The following is a 23487-nucleotide window of genomic DNA, read 5'->3' as shown; positions in this document are numbered from 1 at the left end:
CACTCTAGCGACAGTCCCTCTCTAGCACCCAGCCATTGACAAACTTCGTGAAGGAACCGCACAAAGAGGGCTGCCAAACCGCCATTGGTCGAACAATGTGCACCGTCTATCGACAACACTTAGCAACATCCCCCACACCAACTTAGCATCGTCACATGCGAAATACACAGATGCCCATCCAGTCAGGGCCCGCACTCTCATTCAATTTTCACCCTGAAACTGAGCAGGGCTTTACCATGATTGAGCTCATGGTAGTAGTCGCTATTACCGCCATTCTCGCTGCTTTAGCCGCACCTAGTTTCACGCCAATAATTGAACGCTGGAGAGTGCGCCAATCGGTGGAGGAAATGACTTCGGGCTTGTACTTCGCAAGATCAGAAGCCATAAAGCGAGGCGGGGGGGTGGTGATGGTGAAATTACCAAATTCGGGAGCATGTTCTTTAGCTGGTACGAATGAAGACTGGGGTTGTGGCTGGACCGTTTTTGCAGACACTAACGGCAATGGAACTCAAAATGCAGGCGAACCTACCTTGCAAACAACCCCACTTCCCGCCAACACGAATATTGTGCTTCCAAGCAATGGTGGAAAAATTACTGTGGACAGATGGGGGGCATTTAACGGCATCAGTGCAACGGCAGTAAGGCTTACTCCTGTAGGTAAGACGATAAGCGATCCAGCATCAGCTGCCATTTGCGTTTCATCTGGCGGCCGGATCAGGACCGTAGCCGGCTCCGGTATATGCTAATACCAAATACTTTACCCAATGAAAAACAAACAAATTCTCAAACAACAAGGCTTTAGCCTGATGGAATCTCTTGTGTCCATTGTGATTATGGCACTTGGAATTCTCGGCATTCTTGGCGTGCAAATGCGAACTTTAGCAGATACGCAAAATGGGGTGCGCAGGGCACAAGCCATTCGATTAATTGAGAATCTTAGCGAAAAGATAAAAGTCAATCCAAACCCTTTAGCCGCCACCGTTCTTGCCACCTACCAAGTTTCTACGCCCGGCCCCATGGCGACTCCACCCGCCTGTACAGCAGCCTGCACGCCTGCGCAATTGGCACAACACGATATCGCAAATTGGAAACAGCAAGTAATAAACACCTTACCAGCAGGTGATGCGGTGGTTTTTGTCGCCGATGACGAAACCGATCCAAACAATCGAAAACAACTCGGAATTCTGGTTAGTTGGCAGCAAAAAGAGAAAGAAACAACTGGCAGCTTTATTACACCTTTTATTACATCCAATAGTGGAGCAATTTCTGGTCCGATTTCGGCAGTTAGCTGCCCAGTCAATAAAATATGCCATCTGCAATACATTCAAGTGGTCGGTCGGTGTCAGCAAGATATCTCTGGGGGACCAGTTGCGTTAATGACATGGTGCCCATATGCACGCTCTGAGCTTCCTTAGGATTTTCAAATGTCGACACACGGTAAACAAGCGACATTTCGGCAAATAAATATGCTACACAGAAGATACTCTCAGCAAACTGGCGCCACATTAATTGAATTGATGGTGGGGATCGCTATTGGTTTGCTAACCATTGCAGTTGCCATTGGTGCGCTTATGGTGTCCCGAGGCGTGTCCACTGCTGTCAGCGACACAACGGGATTGCAAGAGCAAGCAAGTTATGCATTCCGAATTATTGGACAACAGCTCAGACAGGCTGGTTCGATTCGATTGGATTTGGCATCGAATAAACCAGAGGGCGCCGCCATCGATGCAGAGGACATAGTTGCATTTGAAACCATTTTTGACTCACTCAATAACACAGTAAATGGCCTGGACACGCCCACTACCCTGACACTGGGGGCGCAAGCTTTTAATGAGCCAAGTTTTCAAGATGCCACGGACCCTCAATTAAACAGAGACTGCTTGCGCCAAAAGGCCCCCCTCGTGGCGGGGAATGGAAATATTAGCAGCAGCTTTACCCTTAGTGGTGCAGACCTCATGTGCCAGGGTTCCTCAGGCCCAGCCCAGCCTATTATTAAAAATGTATCGAATTTTCAGGTGACGTATCTTATTCAAGAAAGTGCATTCTTGGGTACACCGACGATTCGGCGAGCGAATGCCGCGACTGCAGCTACTGATTGGACTAGAGTTTTCGGCGTTGAGGTGTGCCTCGACCTGATGGGGGACGAGCGTATTGATACGAAAGGCGCTGCTGCCTTGGATGCCCAATATACTAACTGCGCCGGGAATCTCGCCTCCTACGGAAACCGAACGCATATGGTTTTCCGCAATACGTATCAGTTGCGCGGACAAGGTCGAATTTAAAACAATATAACCATGAAACCCATTTCACTCATGCCGCAGCAAAGAGGCGTTTCGCTTTTTGTTGTGATTGTTATCGTCCTTCTCTCCACATTGCTTTCATTGTGGGCATCTCGCTCCGCGCTTTTTAATGAGCTTATTGTTGGTAATGACGCTGACTACCAGCGTGCATTTGAAGCCGCGCAAGCCCTCATCCAAGATGCCGAGTTCGATGTGAGAGGAACCCGGCCCGACGGAACTGCATGTGTTCCCACCGCGGGTGTACCCGCCATTTGCCGTGTTCCAGACCCCAGCAATACCGTCTGGTTTCCCAACGAAGATAAGGAAACTACCGATCTATATTATCAGTTGGGCACTGTGTCTACGGGCTGTATTAATGGAATATGCTTAAAACAGACCGGCAACCAGGATTTCTGGGCAGACAGCGCTACGCTTACCAGCATGCTTCCCAGTGGGGCGCGCTATGGTCAATATACAGGCGCCCAAAAGGGAGTCCTAAGTAATACCATACTAAATGATACCACCGCTGGTCGGGGCGGATGGTACTGGATTGAGGTTATGCGATATGACCCATCAGCCGGTAACGCCGACATTATTACAACTGGTTCAAATACAAATTTAGCTCTAAACATTGTTCCCAGAGTTGTTTACCGCATCACCGCAATAGCCCGTGGACTTAAACCCGGAACTCAAGTGGTTTTGCAAACTACATTTGTAAGACAAAAAAAGAAAGATTGATGAGATCTCATCTTTGATTAATTATAAATGCCGGAGCATATATATGAAAACACCTACCCATCTTCAAAAAACGGTGCTGAGTATCCTCATCACCAGTATCATATTTCCAAATTTCGCCTTTGGCGCATCTTTGAATCTTGCGCAATATCCCGCAGGCACAGCAAGCACCCTGCCAGCACCTAATGTTATTGTTAGTGTAGACAACTCAGGCAGTATGGGTGCTGCCGGTATGCTCGCGTTGCGAAATGCACTCACGACAGCCTTTGCGCCAGGCGTTATGCCTGACGGCGCCATTCGACTCGCATATCAGTCCATGTGGCGATGCAATACCATTCCCAGCATTCATGCAGACTGTGCCGTAGGGGGAGTTGCCAACAACACCATGCGGGAATTGACTGGCCCTGTCACGCCGACAGACCCCAGCCACAGAGGCCAATTTTATCGTTGGATTGCAACCTTAGCAGCCGATGCAGGTACCCCTACCCACCAGATGATGTACAACGCTGGAGAGTATCTTAAAACAACCGGTGCAAATAGTCCGTGGAATGCTACACCTGGCACTGCGGACGCAGCACCGGAAACTTGCAGGCGTTCTTACAACATCTTGATGACCGATGGTGGCTGGAACAACTACGACAACACCACTCAAAACCTCATTAATGCTGCAGCCATTGGCAATGTAGACGGCACAGCGAAGACATTTCCGGACGGTACAGTATATTCACCAACTTCCGACGAAACCCGTATTTATCAGGATGCCTTTGGTGATTTTGGAACCTCACCACGCAAACCCACGTTATCTGACATGGCGTTTCACTATTGGTCCCAAGATTTGCAGCCTGGCATTACAAATAATTTGTCGCCACAAATAAAAAAGGCGGGTGCAGAGACTTTTTTTGATGGTGCTACATCCCAAACCGTTTCTGAATACTGGAATCCAAAGAACAATCCTGCTACCTGGCAACACATGCAGACGTATACAATTGGCTTCAATGCAGCCGCCAATTGGCCAAGCACTGGAACTAATCCTTTGTTTAGTGTTGCGGATGGAATGTACGGGGGTGATTTTTCCAGGGCAATTGTTGGGACGAGAGCTTGGAGAAATACAGTAGAAGTCGGACTGGGTGACTCCCAACGCCAGGAAGATATCTGGCATATGGCCATCAATAGCCGTGGGAAATTTTATCCAGCTACTAATGCTGCCGCTCTTACAGCTGCGTTTCAAGACATCTTGAATGTCATCATCGCAGACAATAGCAAGCCCATCACCACCGCAGCTGGTTCAGCAACGACCGTGGCCCGCTCGGATGCTGGTGTATTCAAAGCTGGATATGACGCCGCCAAATGGACTGGTTATGTGAGATCAGACAAAGTTGCTGCAGTCACGGGCACTGAAACCGCAAATCCAGGATGGGGTATTAATGTAGGAGCATTGGCACCAGCCGACAGAGTGACCACGGCCCAAAAGCTGGATGCTTTGTCAACTGTTTCCAATCGGGTAATTTATACCACCAACGATGTTACAAATTCGGGTGTAACGTTTGAATGGGATCTCGCAAACACTAAGCTCAGCGCCACACAAAAGCTGATGCTCGATGCTGGGTCCCTGGGCGAAAATCGCGTGAATTTCATTCGAGGAGACAGAACCAAGGAAGGTGCCACCGTGACTGAGCCTTTCAGGGTAAGAGGTTCTCGTCAAGGTGACATCGTTAATTCGAGTATTTGGTATACCCCAGCACCAGTTAGCAATTTTACTTTCTCCGGATACAAGTCATTTTCCAGCACTAATAGAAAACGCATTCCCATGATTTATGTGGGTGGCAACGATGGTATGCTTCATGGATTTTCCGCACTTGACGGAGAAGAGAAGCTGGCCTACATTCCAAAAGGAGTTATTAAGGAGCTAACTCAACTATCCGACCCAGGTTACTCTCATCGCTATTATGTAGACGGATCGCCATTTACGGGCGATGCAAACGTCGCAGGTCCTATTGCAGGCATTCCAGATTGGCGTACTCTTTTAGTGGGGACGCTTGCGGCCGGCGGCAAGGGTTATTTTATTCTTGACGTCACCAAGCCTGGTACAACAGATGGATTAATTCCATCAGATTTCACCAACAATTCGGCTGGCGCCACAGTTACGGTACAAATGGACAAAACAATCCATCCAGCTGATGTACTGTTGCCCACCGCAGAAGAGGCGGATATTGGTCACATTTTTGCCGCCCCAGTTGTTGACCCATCTAACCCATACGTTCCCACCCAAATGGTGAAGTTGAATGATGATAGGTGGGCCGTCATTTTGGGCAATGGGTACAATAGCACCAACGAACGCCCCGTACTGCTGATTCAATATCTTGACGGAGCAAAGGAACTCAAGAGAATCAGTGCTGCCGCCGTTGGAAGCGCACAGGCTGTGCAAAATGGACTCTCTGCACCTCGAATGGTTGATCTTAATAGCGACGGAAAACCAGATATCGTATATGCAGGCGATCTTCGAGGCAACATGTGGAAATTTGACATTTCCAGCACAGCACCCACCTCTTGGGGCGTAGCACTGAGTGGTTCTCCTCTTTACTCCGCAAAGGATGGCACCGGAAATATCCAGCCTATTACTGCCCCACCCACAGTGAAGGTAAATGACCGCGGCGCTGGCGGCATGATGGTCGCCTTCGGTACGGGACGCAGTATCACTCTGGCAGATCGAACGGATGTATCTTCACAGACCTTCTATTCCATTTTGGATAGCACAAAATACAAGAATAGTAGCGGTGGCGTAATATCTGTGGACCCAGCATTTCCCGGAGCTTCTGTCGCAGGCCGCACTTCCTTAGTGGCTCAAACGGTGGTCAGTTCGGCTAGCGGATCTGGCGTATATGCCGGTAATACATTTTCATCAATGTCGCAAAACATTGTCGCCTACACAGGTCCTTCAGCGAAAAAAGGATGGTATTTTGATTTACCTGTATCCGGAGAACGCCTCCTGAAGCCTGCTTATTTTTACGACGGAAGCAATAATCTAGAAGTTCTTTCACAAGTTCCCGCCTCTAGCGCCCTGATCGGTGGGCCTACTTGCAGCCCCAACCCGCAAGCGGAAAAACAGTACAGAACCTTCTTGAACATCATGGATGGTCGCTCCCCCAGCGTTCAGTTGCTTGATAAAAACGGGGATGGCTATTATAATTCGGGTGATGCTATTTCTGGAGTTTTGACAGCGCGAATGAACACCACTGCTGGTTCGAAAACTAATATCTACTTGCCCAATAAAGTTTTAGTGAAAGGTGAAGCAGGTCAAGCTGGAGGTGGAGGATCTCCACCACTTTCGAAGGATGACCAAATGAGACTAATGCCAGAACAGCCTTTGCGACCAAGCTGGCGGCAGGTTCAGTAATTCATCTGGATTACCAATATGAAAAAAAATAGTCACGGATTTACGCTTATTGAAGTAATGATAGTGGTTGCAATTATTGGCATTCTTACCGCTATCGCGCTCCCAAGCTACAGGGAATACTTGGCCCGTGGCCGGAGGGCTGAAGCTCGAGCCGGACTTCTTCAAGCGGCCCAATGGTTAGAGCGAGCCTCTACCGCTACGGGGCAATATCCTGCAACCGCGGCCTTTCCTCCAACATTGTCTGCAGTTCCTTCCGGCGGGTACGTAATATCCCTAGTCTCACCTGTGGGGGGGATCGCGGGCACATTCACACTTACGGCCACTCGTGCCGCTCCCCAGTTGAATGATCCTTGTGGGAACTACTCCCTAAACCAGGCTGGAGTGCGCGATGCAACACCTCTGTCTGGCGGAAGAACGGTTGAAGATTGCTGGAATCGATAGACCAGTTGTCTGACGAGATGATTGCTACCATTCGGGGACTATGAAATTTGCCCTGAAACCGGATCTTGATAAAGCGCTTGGGCTCGCCACCCAGGCGCTTTTTGTTTCCAACCCCAACCCTCGCGTTGGTTGCGTACTTGTAGCGCCGAATGGTCACGTGATAGGCCAGGGCTTCACGCAACGCGCAGGCGGCCCTCACGCAGAAGTCATGGCCCTGCGCGACGTTGCCGACAAGGGACTTGATGCGAGAGGAGCAACGGCCTATGTGACATTGGAGCCGTGCTCCCACCACGGGCGAACCGGCCCCTGTTGCGATGCACTGATTCAGGCGGGGATCGCCAAAGTGGTTGCCTCCATTGCCGACCCCAATCCGCTGGTGGCGGGGCATGGTTTTGATCGGCTGCGTGCAGCAGGCGTGGAGGTCGTGGTCGGCCCGGGGGCTGAAGAATCCCGAGACCTCAACATTGGTTTTTTCAGCCGCATGATCCGGGGCACGCCCTGGGTTCGGCTGAAAGTTGCAAGCTCTCTGGACGGCACCACCGCCCTCAACAATGGCGCCAGCCAGTGGATTACGTCTCGTGCGGCACGGGCAGATGGACATGCGTGGAGGGCCAGGGCATGCGCTATCTTGACGGGTATCGGCACCGTGTTGGATGACAACCCTCGGCTTGACGTCCGCGAAGTGCCTACGCCACGCCAACCCCATGTGGTGGTGGTGGACAGCCAGCTGCAGCTGCCCACGGATGCCAATCTTTTGATGGATGGGCGTGACTGCTTGGTCTACACGGCCTCCGCAAACGAAGCCAAGAAGGCGGCCTTGCAAGCCCGTGGGGCAACCGTGATCCATTTGCCCAATGCGAACGGCAAAGTCGATCTTTCGGCAATGCTCCGGGACCTTGGCACAAGGGGCATCAACGAGCTGCATGTAGAGGCCGGGCACAAGCTCAATGGCTCTCTGGTCCGAGAAGGTCTGGTCGATGAGCTGTTGCTGTACCTGGCACCACGGCTTTTGGGTACGGGGCGTGGCATTGCAGACTTTGGCCCACTGACAGCCTTGGCCGATGGCCTGGCGCTGGAATTCAAATCCGTAGACACCCTGGGGGCGGATCTGCGCATTGTGGCCCGCGTGCAGGGGCGCGATAGCTTCTAGAGTTCTGATAGAGCCCTACCTACCAATCACCGCCTGTGGATGGACTGGTGAGTCGGGGTTGGCGCTAGTCAAAAGATGGCAATGGTCTGGCGTCACAGCCTCACTGGGCGCGTTCAAAAAGAACCTGCGCCCCCTCTTGCACTATCTCCTTTCACCGGTTCAGCATGCGCGGCCATGCAGCGACCGAGCAATTCCACACCACGCAGTTTGGGTTGGTTTCGCACTGGGGGACAGAGATAGAAAGAAAAAAAACCCGCTCAATCGCTATTATTTTTATAGCAATAAAATTTTACCCACTAAGCGCTAGAGCTCTGTTTGTTTCAGAACTGGAGTTTGCAGCAAGGCCCCTGCGTCCTGCGTCCCACCACACGCGGATTGCACGCTCCCACACCAGGCACTTGGCGAGCCCATACCCAGTTCGCGCCAATGCACCCCACATTTCGCCCCGCCACACCAAAACGGTGCAAAACAACGCACCATCGTCTGGCGCGGTTTTTGCTTCAATTTGGTGCAAATCTGGTGAATAGGTTTAAAACGCACCAGAACAGATCAACCAATCGCGCGAGGATGTTATGGAAGCACTCAAACAGGGCACAGATGCCCTGTTCATTCTTCTGGGGGCCATCATGGTGCTGGCCATGCATGCAGGGTTTGCCTTTCTGGAACTGGGCACGGTTCGCAAAAAAAACCAGGTGAATGCGCTGGTCAAGATCCTGGTGGATTTCTCGGTGTCCACCGTGGTGTATTTCGTGGTCGGCTACAGCGTGGCGTACGGAACGCACTTCTTCGTGGGTGCGGAATCGTTGACGCAGCAAAACGGTTATGCGCTGGTCAAGTTCTTCTTCTTGCTCACCTTTGCGGCAGCCATTCCGGCGATTGTGTCGGGCGGGATCGCGGAGCGGGCCAAGTTCTGGCCCCAGTTGATAGCCACGGCGGTCATTGTGGGGTTTGTGTATCCGTTCTTTGAAGGCATTGCCTGGAACCAGCACTTTGGAGTGCAGGCCTGGATCAAGGGACTGACGGGCGAAGAGTTCCACGACTTTGCGGGCTCCATCGTCGTGCATGCCATGGGCGGGTGGATCGCCCTGCCCGCCGTGATCCTGCTGGGCTCGCGCGCCAACCGCTACCGCAAGGACGGTGCGATCTCTGCACACCCGCCGTCCAACATCCCCTTCCTCGCGCTGGGTGCCTGGGTGCTGGTGGTGGGCTGGTTTGGGTTCAATGTGATGAGCGCACAGACCGTGGACAAGCTCTCCGGCCTGGTGGCCGTCAATTCGTTGATGGCCATGGTGGGCGGCACGCTGGCTGCCTTGGTGTTGGGCAAGAACGATCCTGGCTTTGTGCACAACGGCCCGTTGGCCGGGCTGGTGGCCGTGTGCGCGGGCTCTGACCTGATGCACCCGCTGGGCGCGCTGGTGGTAGGCGCCGTGGCGGGGGCCATCTTTGTGGTGATGTTCACGCTCACGCAGAACCGCTGGAAGATCGATGATGTGCTCGGCGTGTGGCCGCTGCATGGCCTTTGTGGCACGTGGGGCGGACTGGCTGCAGGCATTTTCGGCAGCAAGGCGTTGGGCGGGCTGGGTGGTGTGAGCCTCTCGGCCCAGTTGATCGGCACCACCCTGGGCGTGGCCTGGGCGCTGGTGGGGGGCTTTGTGGTGTACGGCATCCTCAAGAGCACGGTGGGCCTGCGGCTCACGCAGGAAGAGGAATTTGACGGGGCCGACCTGTCGATCCACAAGATCAGCGCCACACCAGACCGCGAAGTGAGCTGGTAAACGCAGCGCCGGGAAGCCGGAGCGCCGAAAGCGCACACCCGGCCTGGCCCGGCCACGATGGCGATGGTGTTGGCGCCGCGTCTGACAAGCGCCGCCACCGCCGCACGGTCACAATCGCGCCATGCTTGCATTGCCCCCTGCCCTCGCCGCTCCTGCATTTCCGGGCACCGCCGCGCGCCGCGGCTGGCTGGCAATCCTGGCCCTCTGCCTTGGGGTGACCATCAGCGGCTGCGCAGGCCTGCCCAAGAACGTGGACAGGCCGGTGTCGAATGCATTGGAATCCCCCGCAGGCACGGCCTTGGGCCAACTGGTAGAAGAGCGCCGGGCATCGGTGGGCGGGCGCCACCCCTCGGGGTTCCTGCTGCTCAGCGGACCGCAGGCGGCCTACAGCAGCCGCCTGGCGCTGGTGGATGCCGCGCAGAAAACGCTGGACCTGCAGTACTACGCCATCCACGCCGATGCAAGCAGCGAGCGGCTTTTGCTGAGCGTGGTGGCTGCGGCCCGGCGCGGCGTGCGGGTGCGGGTGTTGCTGGACGATTTTCACAGCGTGGGCCGTGATGCACAGGTAATGCGCCTGGCCTTTGTGCCCAACATCGAGATGCGCATGTTCAACCCGCTCACAGGGGCGCGTGGCTCGCCGCTGGGGCGCATGTTCAGCGCGCTGGGCGACTTTTCGCGCGTGCAGCAGCGCATGCACAACAAACTCTTCGTCGCCGACAACGCCATGGGCGTCACCGGGGGACGCAACCTGGGGGATGCCTACTTCGGCAATGCCGATTCTGGCAACTTTGTGGATCTGGACGTGCTGGCCGCAGGACCTGTGGTGCAGGATCTTTCCCGCAGTTTCGACAGCTACTGGAACAACGAGCGCGCCTACCCTGTGCAATCGCTGGTGACGCGGGAGGAGCTGGACATCCTGCGCGAGCGCATGCGCAGCGCCGACGCCACACAGCGGGACCGCATCGCAGGCCAGGGTGGCGCCCTGGCCCCCGACAGCCAGCCCGTGGAAGACGGCCGGCGCACCACCGCCGCACAGCGCGCGCGCATCTGGGACTACCAGCCCATGGACCTGGCGCAAGCGCAGTTCACCTGGGCACCAGCGGCGGTGCTGGTGGACAAGCCTGCCAAGATCCCGCCCGATGGCACCTCCTCGGCCACGCTGCCTGAAAAGTCCCCGTCCCGGGCCACCCCCTTGGCCGTCGTGTCGCGCGGCGCGGCACACGCGCCTGCGACGGCGCCAACAAACCCAGCTCCGCCCGCTTCCGTGGGGCCCGTGTCTCCCCAGCCCCCGGCGCCCGCCTCGGCAAACGGCGCCGCACCTGGTGCCACGGCCGCGCTGCCACCCGACAGCAACACCCTCGACGCCCAGACCGATACCGTGGTGGATGGCCTGCTGCACCTCATGGGCCAGGCGCGGCGCGATCTGCTCATCATTTCGCCCTACTTCGTGCCGGGTCCCGACATGAAGCAAGCCTTTGCGGCCGCGCGCGCGCGGGGCGTCCGGGTGCGGGTGCTCACCAACTCACTGGCCTCCAACGATGCGCCCATTGCCCACGCAGGCTATGCGCGCCACCGACCCGATCTGCTGGCCATGGGCGTCGAGCTGTACGAGATGCGCAGCGAGCTCACGGGTGTTCTGCGCGGGGCACTCGGCTCCACGGGCAGCACGGGGGGGCGTGACAGCAACGGTGCTGCTGGCTCCGTGGGCAGCTCGCGCGCCATGCTGCACTCCAAGCTCCTGATCATGGATGGCCGCCTGTTGGTGGTGGGCTCGATGAACCTGGACATCCGCTCGCAGCGCCAGAACACAGAGATCGCGCTGCTGATCCGCAGCAGCAACCTGTCACGCCGCGCCACCACGCAGATCGAAACCGCGCTGCGCGAAGCCGCCTGGCAGGTGCAGTTGCGCGACGGTGGCCAGCTGGTATGGCACGCCCCCGAGGGCAGTGGCCTGCCGGATGCCACCACCGAACCCGATGCCAGCGCCCCGCTGCGGCTGATGCTGCAACTGCTGGGCCCGCTGGCGCCCGACCACCTGCTCTAGTCTGCGTTGACAGCAGCGCAGCGCAGCGCCGCCACCCATGCGGTGATCGCCCGCTGGTCCGTCATGGTGCGCACATGCTGATAGGCCACCTCGGCCTCCGGGAAGCGCCTGCGCAGCAGGTTGAGCCATTGTTTGAGCCGCCCCGCGCGCTGGCGCGGCTCCAGGTCGTCACACACCAGTTGCCAGAAGGCCGCCAGGTGCGGCAGCAGGTCGGCCCAGGCCACCGTGTCCGCGCCCGGCTGCCCCGCATCCGACGCGCGGATGGCACGGGCCAGGCCGGGGTCGGCCACCATGCCGCGCCCGAGCATCAGCGCATCGCAGCCAGAGACGTCGCGGCAACGCTGCGCGTCGGCCACGGTCCAGATCTCGCCATTGGCCACCACAGGGATGCGGACCGCCGCGCGGATGGCGGGGATGTGCTCCCAATACGCGGGGGGCCGGTAGCCGTCGGCCTTGGTGCGGGCATGCACCACCAGCTCGGCGGCGCCGCCCGCCTGCATCGCCTGCGCGCATTCGCGCATCAGCCCGGTGTCGTTGAAGCCCAGGCGCATCTTGGCGGACACGGGCAGGTGCAGGGGCACCGCGCGGCGCACGGCGGCCACCACGGAGGCGATGCGTTCGGGCTCCTGCAGCAGCGCCGCGCCACCACCGTGGCGGTTGACCACCTTGGCCGGGCAGCCAAAGTTCAGGTCGATCCCCTCGGGCCCCAGGGCTGCCAGGCACGCCGCGTTCTCAGCCATGCAGACGGGATCGGAGCCCAGCAGCTGCGCACGCACCGGCACGCCGGCCAGCGTGCGGCTGCCGTTGTGCAACTCAGGCACATAGCGCAGAAACACCTTGTCGGGCAACAGCGTGCCGGTGATGCGGATGAACTCCGAGACGCAACGGTCCACCCCGCCCACGCGGGTCAGCACATCACGCAGCACAAAATCCAGGAGCCCCTCCATCGGGGCAAGCAGCAAGGTCATCGCGAGATAGGCCGCCGCACCTGCACCCCAGCACGGGGCACGGCCAGCACACAGCCAAAATATGAATCAAACAGGGCTCTAGCGCTTGATAAGCAAGCGCCAATAGCTATCAAATAAGTAGCAAGCACACTTTCCGCAGCAAGGTGCGAGCGGGGGCAGCCCGCCATTGTGCGGCAGCGGGGTCATCACAGCGTCATGGCGGCTTGCTGCAATCGCCGCCATTCACCCGTGAATGGAGACCCCCATGCTGCTACAAAAAACCGAAAAAGCCCGCCTGGAACTCTTGCCCGGCGTCCGCACCCTGAGCCTGCGCGAGCGTTCGCTGTTGCTCCTGGTGGATGGCAAATCGCTGTCCGACCTGCAGGCGATGTACAACGGCATCGGCGCACAGATTGTCGACAACCTCATGCGCCAGGGCTACTTGGCCGGCCCGGCCGAACTGCCGCCGCCCTCCGCTGCGCCCCGCATGCCCCAAGACGTGCCGTCGATCCAGCGCCCCGAGCCTGGCGACGCCCTGCGCTCGCTGGCCGGCGCCCGCATGTACCTGTTCGACACCTGCGAACGGCTGTTTGTGCGCCGCGATCCCGTGCTGGCGCAGCAGTTTCGCGAGGCGCTGCGCGCCGCCAAGGACCGCACGAGCATGCTGGACGTGGGCGAAGCCATGTTTGACGAAGTGGCGCTGGCCGCAGGGGCCGAACGCGCTGCCAGCCTGCGCGAAAGGTTCGAGCAGCTCCTGCCCCCAGAACGGTACGAATCCACGCAGCCTTCAGCCCTGGCTTGAGGGGCAGGGGTTAGGCAGCTACGCCGCCAAGCCAGCCATCAGGCCGCAGCCAGCCGCCACAGCGACGTGACCTCTGCCGCGCGGGCGGCGTGCAAGGCATCACCCGCATCGGCCGCCTTGCCGTGGTGCGGTTTCACATCGTGCCGGCCACGCACCACCAGCCCCGCACCGGCGATCCACTCGAGCAACTGCGCGCGTGGGCGCAAGCCCAGGTGTTCGGCCAGGTCCGACAGGATCAGCCAGCCCTCGCCTCCAGGCTCCAGATGGTCCGCCAAACCCGCCAGAAAGCCCTTGAGCATGCGGCTGCCTTCGTCGTACACCGCGTGTTCGATGGGCGAGCTGGCGCGTGCAGGCAGCCAGGGCGGGTTGCACACCACCAGGGGCGCGCGGCCCGGCGGAAACAAGTCGGCCTGCAACAGCTCGACCCGGGGCATGACCCCCAGTTGTTGCAGGTTCTCGCGGGCGCAGGCCAGGGCGCGCGGGTCCTGGTCGGTGGCCACCACGCGCTGCACGCCACGGCGTGCCAGCACGGCAGACAGCACCCCGGTGCCCACGCCAATGTCAAAGGCCAATGCCTTGGTGGGCAACGCAGTGTCGGCCACCAGGCCCACATATTCGCCGCGCACGGGCGAGAACACGCCGTAGTGCGGGTGGATGCGGTTGAGCGGGGGCGCGCCCAAGGCGGGCACTTCCACACCCTTTTTGCGCCACTCGTGCGCACCCACCAGGCCCAGCAACTCGCGCAGCGTGGCCACCGAACGCTCACCCGTGGCCGGTCCCCAGGCCTCGGTACACGCCTGGCGCCAATCGGGTGCACGGCGCAGGTCAATGGTGTAGTCCCCTTCGAGCGGGATGAGCACCGACGCCAGCACCCGCGCGCGCTGCGCCTGCGCCTGGCGGTGCAAGTGAAAGGCTTCAGCAGGTGTGGCGGCAGCAGCTTTCTCGGCTGCCTTGGCGGCAGACTTGCGCGGCCTGGCCGACTTGCCCCCCTTGCCGGACTTGGCATCGGCCCGGCGCATCAGCGCCTGCAGCAACATGCGGGCGTTCTGAAAGTCGCCCTGCCACAGCAGGCCGGTGCCTTCACAGGCCATGCGGTAGGCCGTGTCGGCGGCCAAGGTATCGTCGGCGGTGACGACCCGGCGCGGGGCCGGGGCTCCGCTCTCGGAGCGCCACTGGGCTTGTTGAATCTGGCCCTGGCGGCTCCATTCGATCATTGAGTGCCTTGTGCGTTCTTATGCATTAATCGGGCGCTTCAGGCGCACTTCTTCAATCTTGACGCCCCCCACCACAGCCGTCTTGGCTGTGGAGAGCTCCTGCTTGAAGCCCGCCAGTTCGTGGAACCGGATGGCGCGCTCGTTGCGCAGGGGCACCCACGCCGTAACGTTGGTGCAACCTTCTTCTTGCAGCCCATCGCGGGCGGCATCCCACAGGGCCAGGCCTACGCCCTGGTTCCAGTGGGTGGGCGCGGCGTAGATGGCCCAGATTTCACCGGTGGTGGGGCGGGATTTTTCATCGCGCGAGCGGTCGTAGCCGACAAAACCGACGATCTTCTCGCCGTCCACGGCCACCTGGACCTGCGGCTCGCAATATTCAATGGCCTCGCGCCAGTAGGCCTGGCGCTTTTCGACCGACATGGATTTCAACTGCTCGTCTGGCACCAGCCCTTTGTAGACCTCTTGGGCTGAGACGGTATGGATCTGGGCAATGGCTTTGGCATCGCGAAGCGTGGCGGGACGAACCTGGATACTGGACATGAAAAAACCGAACGAAAACGGGGAATGAAAAAACGAAAGGACCGGCATTGTCGCCGCAAACGGTTTTTCCCCCTGTCCGGCCCCCTCTCAAGCCCCCGGTGGAGCCCCCTCAAATGCCTGTGTACATAGCATTTCAGCGCCGGGTATCAGCGGCTGGCGCTGCGGGTCGCGCCGCACTGCAAAACCTGGCTGCGGGCGCCGCGCAGAGCCTCAGGCCAGCGCCATGGAGCCCGAGAGCGAAGCCCCCGCCGCACCGGCTGCCGCCGCCGCACGCTGCACCAGCGCGCGTTTGTTGCGGGGGCGCGGTACATGCACGATCGGCGGCGCACCGTTGATGGCCGAGAGCCCCAGCACCAGCGTGACGGTGCGCGAACACCCCTCCTCGCGCTCGTCGCTGGCATAGGCACGGTAACTACCATTGCCCTGCCCATGGCGGCGCTCCACGGTATGGAAGGCCACCCGCGCGCCGTTCACGCGGTGGCCCCCAAAAGGCAGAACCCGCAGCCGCGCATCACAGTCCAGCGCCAGCCCCAGATTGCCAGCGCGGTTGATGAGGTCGGTGCGAATGGCACGCCAGGTTTTCCCCTCGTCCGCAGAGAACTGCCAGGTGCCCGCCTGCGCGTCCAAGTGCTCGATCACCACCCCGGCCGATGCCAGCATGCCTGGGCAGTTTTCTTCCACGATCTGGGCCAGCGTGTTGCCCCCCAGCCCCGCGCTGCCCTGCGGCGAAGCGATGCCCCCCGGTCGCCGTTCGCTGTGGTGGCGGGACACATCGGAAGCGGCGGAACCTGGGTGAAGTGCATTGGCAGTCATGAGAAACCCTTTGAAAAACGAAGGTTGCGCATTGATGGATGGTGGGTGTGCACCCCCTCAGGTGCTTTTCAATGCTTGACGGAAAGTCTAGAAAGTGCACAACGGAGCGTCCATCGCACAAATGGACTAGTCCGCAACAGCGCGTTGTGCGCAATACTTGCTGTATGACTGCCCGCCTTTTGCTTGTGGATGACCACAACCTGTTTCGCACCGGGCTGCGCCTGATCGTGCAGGACCACCCCCGCGTGGGCACGATTGCCGAGGCAGGCTCCATTGCCGAAGCCTGCGCGCTGCAGCTGGCGGATGCCGATCTGGTGCTGCTGGACATCCAATTGCCCGGCATGAGCGGCCTGGACGGCCTGCGCCTGCTGCGCCAGGCCTGCCCCAAGGCGCGCATCGTGCTGGTCTCGGCCAGCGTGGCGCCCGATGCGATCCATGAAGCGCGAGCCCGTGGCGCCGATGGTTTTCTGCCCAAATCCGCCAGCGCCGAAGACATCTTGGAGGCCATCTCCTGCGCCCTGTCGGGGCAGCCGTGTTTTCCGATCAACAGCGGCAACAGCGCCACCACGCGCGGCCCCGACACGCCGTCGCTGACCGCGCGCCAGCTCGACGTGTTGTCGCTGCTGTGCACCGGCAAGCCCAACAAGGTCATCGCACGCGACCTGGGCCTGAGCGAAAACACCGTCCGCGTGCATGTGGCGGCCATCTTTGCGCAGTTGGGCGTCAACAGCCGCAGCGCTGCCTTGCTGGCGGCCCAGCGCCTGGGCCTGTCCACTCCCCAGCTGCATGACTCCCTCTGAGGCCCTGCCGGCGCCGTCGGACGCCATCCAGCCCCCCACGCGCTGGGGATGGCCGGTCTGGGAACGCGATGAGGTGCTGCGCGAGCAGGTAGCACTGCTGCGGCACAACTTCCCGATGACGCTGCTCGCATCGCTGGCCACCGCGCTCGGCACGCTGTGGGTCATGGCGCGTGTGGCCGACACACAGACCATCACGGTGTGGCTGGTGTCGCACACGCTGGTGGTGGCCGGGGTGTATCTCACCCTGCACAGCATTGCGCCTTTCACCGATCCGGCACCACAGGCGGCGCGCAAGCTGATCGCCTGCATGGCGGCCATGGGACTGAGCTGGGGCAGCCTGGGGTATGTGGTGCTCTACTGGGGCACGGCGGAAAGTGTCATCTACGCCATCGGCATCATCAGCACGGTGTCGTCCGGCGCGCTCGGGCTGGGCGCCCCGCTGTACCGCGCCTATGTCACCTACCTCACCTGCGCCATCGGCGGCGTGATGATGGCGGTGGCGCTGGCCGGTGGGCCGGTGATGTGGCCCGCGCTGTTTCTCACCGGTGTCTATTACGCACTTACGGGCATGCAGGCGCGCACCGCCGACCGGGCCACCCGGCGCAGCATTGCGCTCAAGCTGGAGAACGACCGGCTCGTGACCCAGCTGCGCGCCGAATCGCAACGCGCACTGGCGGCCCAGGAGGCCGCCGAGAAGGCCGACCGCGACAAATCCCGTTTCCTGGCTGCCGCCAGCCACGACCTGCGCCAGCCCTTGCATGCCATGGGCCTGTTCCTGGAATCGCTGCAGCGCAGCCCGCTCAACGACCATCAGCTCACCGTGCTGGGGCACGCCCACGCGGCTTCGGGCGCAGCGGCCGAGATGCTGACCACCCTGCTCGACTACTCGCGGCTGGAAGCCGGTGTGGTGAAAGTGCGGCCCGATGCCTTTGCCGTGCAGCCACTGCTGACGGCGCTGGAGCAGGAGTTCGGCGTGCAGGCCGACACGGCGGGCCTCGTGTACCGCACGCGGGAGACGTCGGCTGCCGCCTTTGCCGACCGCTCGCTGGTCGGGCTGGTCATGCACAACTTCATCTCCAACGCGTTGCGCTACACCGCCCGGGGCGGCGTGCTGATTGCCTGCCGCACGCGCGGCAAGCGCCTGGCGCTGGAGGTCTGGGACACGGGGCCAGGCATCCCGCGCAGCCAGTGGGAGAACATCTTCAAGGAGTTCCACCAGCTTGGAAACCCCGAACGCGACCGCCGCAAGGGCCTGGGACTGGGCCTGGCCATCGTGCAGCGGCTGGCGCGGGAGATGGGCACCTCGGTGGAGGTGCTGTCACAGCCGGGTCGGGGTTCGGTGTTCCGGCTGTGGCTTGACCGCTGGCAGGGCGCCCTGGAAGACGACACCGCACCCGCGCCCGACACCGGCAACCTCGTGGGCCTGAAGGTGCTGGCCATCGATGACGACGAAGCCGTCCGCATCGGCATGCAATCGCTGCTGCACAGCTGGGGCTGTCAGTGCATCACCGCAGAGTCGAGCGCCGATGCGCTCGAATGCCTGGAAGACATCACACCCGACCTCATCATCACGGACTTCCGCCTGCGCCACGAAGAGACCGGCAAGCAGGTGCTGCAGGCCCTGCGCGCCTACCTGGGCACGCCGGTTCCAGCGATCATCATGACGGGCGACACATCACCCCAGCGCCTGCGCGATGCGCAATCCACCTCTGCGCTGCTGCTGCACAAGCCCGTGTCCACCGGGCAACTGCGCGACGCCATGGTGCAGCTCATCACACAGCCGCAGCCTGCGCCAGCAAGCGCCCCCCCCCAGGAAGACGACGAACGGACAGCTACAGCCAGCGCCGCAGCAACCCCATGACCTGGTCGAACTTCGCGCCGTACGGCGGGTAGAACAGCGAGCCCATGGCCCAGCGCGACTGCACCAGCACCGACTTCTGGTGGCAAAAGCGCAGAAAGCCCTGTTCACCGTGATAAGCGCCCCAGCCACTGTCACCCACGCCGCCAAACGGCAGGTTGTCATGCGCGATGTGCATCAGCGTGTCGTTCACCGTCACACCGCCGCTCACTGTGCGCCGGAGCACATCGGCCTGCACCGCCTCGCTCTGGCCAAACCAGTACAGCGCCAGCGGGCGTGGCCCGGTGTTGATGTGGGCAATGGCATCGTCGAGCCGTTCGTACGAGATCACCGGCAGGATGGGGCCAAAGATCTCCTCCTGCATGAGCTGCATCTGCGACGTGGCGCCAAACACCAGCGTGGGCGCCATCTGGCGGCTGGCGCCGTCGCCCAGCGTGCCTACGGTGTGGACCACCGGCTTGCCAGCGGTGGGGTCGATGGTCTGCACCTCCGCACCCTGCGTTTGTGCCTGCTGCAGCATGGTGCGCAGGCGCGCATGGTGGCGCGGGGTGATGATGGAGGCGTAGTCGGCATTGCCCTCGATGGTGGGGAACAGGCGCGCCACCGCAGCCCGGTAGGCCTGTGCAAACTCGCCCTCGCGGCCGCGCGGCAGCAGCACATAGTCGGGGGCAATACAGGTTTGCCCCGCGTTGAGCAGCTTGCCGTGCGCAATCTTGAGCGCCGCATCCGCCATGTCGCAGTGGCCATCGATGATGCAAGGGGACTTTCCGCCGAGCTCCAGCGTGGTGGGTGTCAGGTTCTGCGCCGCTGCCTGCGCCACCTTGCGGCCCACGGCGGTGGAGCCGGTAAACACCAGATGGTCGAACGGCAACGAGGCAAACAGGGCCGACAGGTTGGCGTCGCCCTGCACCACGCAGAACTCGTCGGGGGCAAAGAACTGCGCCACCAGCAACGCCAGTTGGGCCGAAGTGTGGGGCGTCAGCTCGCTGGGCTTGAGCATCACGCGGTTGCCCGCTGCCAATGCCGTGATGGCGGGCGCCAGGGCCAGTTGCACCGGGTAGTTCCACGGGGCAATCACCCCCACCACGCCCAGCGGCTGGCGTTGGATGAAGGCATGGGCCGGCTGCAGGTAGATCGGCGTATGGACCTTGCGGGGCTTCATCCACTTCGCCAGATGGCGCAGCGTGTGCGACAGCAGGGTGCGCAGCACAAAGAAGTCGGCCACCTCGGTCAGGCGTGGCGAACGCATGCCAAAGTCGGCCTGCACGGCCGCTGCCAGCACGGGGCCATTCTCGTCGAGCATCTTGCGAAGGCGCAGCAGCCGCTCACGGCGCACGAGCAGCGGCACATCCACATGCGCGCGGCTGGCCTGGCGTTGAAGATCGAAATGGGCGTGGATATCGGCTGGTGTCATGGTCGGATCATAGAAGACACCCCGACAGGCGCGTCACGGAAAAAACAGGCGAGACCGGCACACGGACTCGCTGCGCAAGCAGCTCCACGCGGGACCGCCAAAGGCGCGGCGCATCGGCCGGCCAGTGCCCCCTCAGCGCACTTCGCGCGCCTCAACGTCCGTGACCTCAGCGGCGCCAGGCAAGATGCCACCCCGGCGCGACGCTGCGGTCTCGTCGCTGGTGTCATCTGCGGCCGGCGCAGGACCACGGCGACCGGACGACCAGCGCTCCGTGGAGCGAAACACGGTGCTGAACCCCGTGCGGGGATCCATGCGCATGGCCCAGGGGGTCACCGGCTGGCCTGTGAGGCGTGCCCAGCCTGCGCGCAGCGTCCACACCAGCGCCAGCACCATCATGGCGATCAGCAGGCTGGCGAACAGCACCAGGCCCATGGCGATGACCACCACCCGCAGCAACAGGCGCACAACGCCCGCAACAAATTCATTCAAACGACACCTCTCCTTCACATCTTGGGGAAGGGATGGCAGCCCTGACTAGAGCCGCTATCCCTTCCCGGGCCCGCATCACTCCTGCGGTGCCACGCCGAACTGGAACACGCCAGGCTCCAGCACCGGGTTCACGGTGACCGGGATCACGCTCTTGGGCGGGAAACGCCCTTCCAGCAACAGCTTGGACAGCGGGTTCTCGATGCGCTGCTGGATCGCCCGCTTGAGCGGCCGCGCACCAAACACCGGGTCGAACCCCACCTTGGCCAATTCTGCCAAGGCCGCGTCCGACACCTGCAATTCCAAATCCATCTTCGCCAGCCGGGTTTGCAACAGTTGCAGCTGGATCTTGGCGATCGAGGCGATGTGCTGCGCATCCAGCGCGTGGAACACCACCGTCTCGTCGATCCGGTTGAGGAACTCGGGACGGAAGTGGTTCTTGAGCTCGCCCCACACCGCTTCCTTGATGTCCTCCGAGTCCTGCCCCACCATGGCCTGGATCAGGTGCGAGCCGATGTTGCTCGTCATCACGATCACCGTGTTCTTGAAGTCCACGGTACGGCCCTGGCCGTCCGTCAGGCGGCCATCGTCCAGCACCTGCAGCAGCACGTTGAACACGTCAGGGTGGGCTTTTTCCACCTCGTCGAGCAGCAGCACGCTGTAGGGTTTGCGGCGCACGGCTTCGGTCAGGTAGCCACCCTCCTCGTAGCCCACGTAGCCGGGCGGCGCGCCGATCAAGCGGGCCACCGAATGTTTCTCCATGAACTCGCTCATGTCGATGCGGATCAGGTGGTCTTCGCTGTCGAACAAAAAGCCCGCCAGCGCCTTGCACAGCTCGGTCTTGCCCACGCCCGTGGGGCCGAGGAACAGGAACGAGCCGGTGGGGCGGTTGGGGTCGGAGAGGCCCGAGCGCGAGCGGCGGATGGCGTTGGCCACCGCAGCAATGGCTTCCTGCTGGCCCACCACGCGCTCGTGCAGCTTGGTCTCCATCTGCAAGAGCTTGTCCTTCTCGCCCTGCATCATCTTGGCCACGGGAATGCCCGTGGCGCGGCTCACCACCTCGGCAATTTCTTCGGCACCCACCTGCGTGCGCAACAGGCGGCGCGCGGCGGGGGCGCCGTCCTTGCCATCCTCTTGCGCCTGCGCTTCTTTTAGCTGGCGTTCCAGGTCCGGCAGCTTGCCGTACTGCAGCTCGGCCACCTTGTTGAAATCGCCCTTGCGGGTGAATTCCTCGATCTGAAACTTGAGCTTGTCGATGGCCTCGCGCACATGGGCACTGCCCTGCGCCTGGGCTTTTTCGGACTGCCAGATCTCGTCGTAGTCGGCGATTTCCTTTTGCAGCTTGGTGATCTCTTCCTCGATGAGCGCAAAACGCTTTTGCGAAGACTCGTCCTTCTCGCGGCGCACGGCTTCACGCTCGATCTGCAGCTGGATCAAGCGGCGGTCGAGCTTGTCCATCACCTCGGGCTTGGAGTCCATCTCGATCTTGATCTTGGACGCGGCCTCGTCGATCAGGTCGATCGCCTTGTCGGGCAAAAAACGGTCGGTGATGTAACGGTGGCTCAGCTCGGCCGCGGCCACGATGGCAGGGTCGGTGATGTCCACGCCATGGTGCACCTCGTATTTTTCCTGCAGGCCGCGCAGGATGGCGATGGTGGCCTCCACCGTGGGCTCGCCCACCAGGATCTTCTGGAACCGGCGCTCCAGCGCAGCATCCTTCTCGATGTACTTGCGGTACTCGTCGAGCGTGGTCGCGCCCACGCAGTGCAGCTCGCCGCGCGCGAGGGCCGGCTTGAGCATGTTGCCCGCGTCCATCGCGCCCTCGCCCTTGCCCGCGCCCACCATGGTGTGCAGCTCGTCGATGAAGACGATGGTCTGGCCTTCGTCCTTGGCCAGTTCGCTCAGCACGCTTTTCAGACGCTCTTCAAACTCGCCCCGGTATTTGGCACCGGCCAGCAGCGCCGCCATGTCCAGACTCAGCACGCGCTTGTTCTTGAGCGACTCGGGCACCTCGCCCGCCACGATGCGCTGGGCCAGGCCTTCGACGATGGCGGTCTTGCCCACACCGGGCTCACCGATCAGCACGGGGTTGTTCTTGGTGCGGCGCTGCAGCACCTGGATGGCGCGGCGGATCTCGTCGTCACGGCCGATCACGGGGTCAAGCTTGCCGATGCGGGCGCGCTCGGTCAGGTCCATGCAGTACTTGGCCAGGGCGCCGCGCTGGCCTTCGGCCTCGGCGCTGTCCATCTTCTGGCCGCCGCGCACCGCGTCGATGGCGGTCTCCAGGCTCTTGCGGGTCAGGCCGTTTTCCTTGGCGATGCGCGCCGCCTCGCCCTTGCTGTCGATCACGGCCAGCAAGAACAGCTCGCTCGCGATGAACTGGTCGCCGCGCTTGATGGCTTCCTTCTCGGTCACCTGCAGCACGCGGCCGAGCTCGGGGCCGCCTTGCACCTGGTCGTTGCCTTGCACCTGGGGCAGGCGCTTGACGGCAGCCTCGGCTGCCGCCAGCAGGCCGGGCACATTGGCGCCCGCACGCTGCAGCAGCGCCTTGGGGCCGTCGTCCTGCTTGAGCATGGCCACGAGCATGTGCACGGGCTCGATGTAGGCGTGGTCATTGCCCAGCGCAATGCTCTGGGCATCGCTCAGGGCTTCCTGAAACTTGGTGGTGAATTTGTCGAGACGCATGTGGATGTCCTCCGAATTGCGCTGCACTTGGGGCAAATCTTCCGGAATTTCAAGACGACGCCCCCGCGCAGGCCTTGCGCCAGATCAATCACCGCCAAGGCGCCCTGATG

General features: G+C 61.0%; 19 protein-coding genes. 12 read left to right on the top strand and 7 right to left on the bottom strand.

Annotation, left to right across the window (positions count from 1 at the left end; all coding sequences use genetic code 11):
• The first annotated feature begins 170 nt into the window (after window positions 1–170).
• The 9 genes from ARADN35_RS27010 to ARADN35_RS0115925 all read left to right on the top strand — a co-directional run bounded on the left by ARADN35_RS27010 (window position 171) and on the right by ARADN35_RS0115925 (window position 11818).
• A complete protein-coding gene (locus ARADN35_RS27010) occupies window positions 171–746 on the top strand; it encodes a GspH/FimT family pseudopilin (protein ID WP_010463915.1) in 576 nt (191 codons plus the stop codon).
• A gap of 18 nt (window positions 747–764) precedes the next feature.
• A complete protein-coding gene (pilV, locus tag ARADN35_RS27410) occupies window positions 765–1415 on the top strand; it encodes a type IV pilus modification protein PilV (RefSeq protein WP_010463914.1) in 651 nt (216 codons plus the stop codon).
• A 9-nt stretch (window positions 1416–1424) separates the two neighbouring features.
• Entirely contained in the window at window positions 1425–2282 is an 858-nt protein-coding gene (locus ARADN35_RS27005; RefSeq protein ID WP_081474650.1) for a PilW family protein, read from the top strand.
• Between the two features lie 12 nt (window positions 2283–2294).
• Complete coding sequence (locus ARADN35_RS27000; protein WP_050812529.1) at window positions 2295–3017, top strand: pilus assembly PilX family protein; 723 nt, start codon at window positions 2295–2297, stop codon at window positions 3015–3017.
• Between the two features lie 43 nt (window positions 3018–3060).
• Complete coding sequence (locus tag ARADN35_RS27405; protein WP_035198286.1) at window positions 3061–6408, top strand: pilus assembly protein; 3348 nt, start codon at window positions 3061–3063, stop codon at window positions 6406–6408.
• 18 nt (window positions 6409–6426) lie between these two features.
• On the top strand, window positions 6427–6849 hold the full coding sequence (locus ARADN35_RS26995) for a type IV pilin protein (protein WP_010463906.1): 423 nt from the start codon (window positions 6427–6429) through the stop codon (window positions 6847–6849).
• Between the two features lie 40 nt (window positions 6850–6889).
• Entirely contained in the window at window positions 6890–7999 is a 1110-nt protein-coding gene (ribD, locus tag ARADN35_RS0115935) for a bifunctional diaminohydroxyphosphoribosylaminopyrimidine deaminase/5-amino-6-(5-phosphoribosylamino)uracil reductase RibD (RefSeq protein ID WP_029414079.1), read from the top strand.
• Window positions 8000–8571: 572 nt separating this feature from the next.
• Complete coding sequence (locus ARADN35_RS0115930) at window positions 8572–9774, top strand: ammonium transporter (protein WP_010463902.1); 1203 nt, start codon at window positions 8572–8574, stop codon at window positions 9772–9774.
• Window positions 9775–9895: 121 nt separating this feature from the next.
• Window positions 9896–11818 carry a phospholipase D family protein gene (locus tag ARADN35_RS0115925; RefSeq protein ID WP_010463900.1) on the top strand — a complete coding sequence of 641 codons (1923 nt, stop codon included), beginning with the start codon at window positions 9896–9898 and terminating at the stop codon, window positions 11816–11818.
• Here the strand turns inward: ARADN35_RS0115925 and ARADN35_RS0115920 are convergent.
• Window positions 11815–12786, bottom strand: coding sequence for a tRNA dihydrouridine synthase (locus ARADN35_RS0115920; protein WP_010463898.1), 972 nt, complete (start codon window positions 12784–12786; stop codon window positions 11815–11817). The two genes, ARADN35_RS0115925 and ARADN35_RS0115920, sit on opposite strands and share 4 nt — an antisense overlap.
• 244 nt (window positions 12787–13030) lie before the next feature.
• On the opposite strand from ARADN35_RS0115920, the gene ARADN35_RS0115915 reads away from it, so the two are divergent.
• Entirely contained in the window at window positions 13031–13567 is a 537-nt protein-coding gene (locus ARADN35_RS0115915) for a hypothetical protein (protein ID WP_010463896.1), read from the top strand.
• A 38-nt stretch (window positions 13568–13605) separates the two neighbouring features.
• Here the strand turns inward: ARADN35_RS0115915 and ARADN35_RS0115910 are convergent, their stop codons facing one another.
• The 3 genes from ARADN35_RS0115910 to ARADN35_RS0115900 form a co-directional block, all read right to left on the bottom strand.
• Complete coding sequence (locus tag ARADN35_RS0115910; RefSeq protein ID WP_010463894.1) at window positions 13606–14781, bottom strand: methyltransferase; 1176 nt, start codon at window positions 14779–14781, stop codon at window positions 13606–13608.
• A gap of 18 nt (window positions 14782–14799) precedes the next feature.
• Entirely contained in the window at window positions 14800–15321 is a 522-nt protein-coding gene (locus tag ARADN35_RS0115905; protein WP_029414078.1) for a GNAT family N-acetyltransferase, read from the bottom strand.
• 210 nt (window positions 15322–15531) lie between these two features.
• Window positions 15532–16134, bottom strand: coding sequence for a hypothetical protein (locus tag ARADN35_RS0115900; RefSeq protein ID WP_010463892.1), 603 nt, complete (start codon window positions 16132–16134; stop codon window positions 15532–15534).
• Between the two features lie 164 nt (window positions 16135–16298).
• Between ARADN35_RS0115900 and ARADN35_RS0115895 the strand changes: the two genes are divergently transcribed.
• Window positions 16299–16934: a response regulator gene (locus ARADN35_RS0115895; protein WP_010463891.1), complete on the top strand. Its 636-nt coding sequence runs from the start codon at window positions 16299–16301 to the stop codon at window positions 16932–16934.
• The gene (locus ARADN35_RS0115890; protein ID WP_010463889.1) at window positions 16921–18795 is read left to right on the top strand and encodes an ATP-binding response regulator; all 1875 of its coding nucleotides are present in this window, start codon (window positions 16921–16923) and stop codon (window positions 18793–18795) included. Before ARADN35_RS0115895 ends, ARADN35_RS0115890 begins: the two co-directional genes overlap by 14 nt.
• Here ARADN35_RS0115890 and ARADN35_RS0115885 read toward each other — a convergent pair.
• The 3 genes from ARADN35_RS0115885 to clpB form a co-directional block, all read right to left on the bottom strand.
• Window positions 18767–20206: a coniferyl aldehyde dehydrogenase gene (locus ARADN35_RS0115885; protein WP_010463887.1), complete on the bottom strand. Its 1440-nt coding sequence runs from the start codon at window positions 20204–20206 to the stop codon at window positions 18767–18769. The two genes, ARADN35_RS0115890 and ARADN35_RS0115885, sit on opposite strands and share 29 nt — an antisense overlap.
• Before the next feature lie 132 nt (window positions 20207–20338).
• On the bottom strand, window positions 20339–20695 hold the full coding sequence (locus tag ARADN35_RS0115880; protein WP_010463884.1) for a hypothetical protein: 357 nt from the start codon (window positions 20693–20695) through the stop codon (window positions 20339–20341).
• Between the two features lie 75 nt (window positions 20696–20770).
• Entirely contained in the window at window positions 20771–23377 is a 2607-nt protein-coding gene (gene clpB / locus ARADN35_RS0115875) for an ATP-dependent chaperone ClpB (protein WP_010463883.1), read from the bottom strand.
• Between the last annotated feature and the right edge of the window lie 110 nt (window positions 23378–23487).

Origin of the sequence: Acidovorax radicis N35 (assembly GCF_000204195.1) — a bacterium.
GTDB classification, from domain to species: domain Bacteria; phylum Pseudomonadota; class Gammaproteobacteria; order Burkholderiales; family Burkholderiaceae_C; genus Acidovorax; species Acidovorax radicis.
The sequence above is the reverse complement of the archived record's forward strand: the minus strand, read 5'-3'. Positions and strand labels throughout refer to the sequence as shown.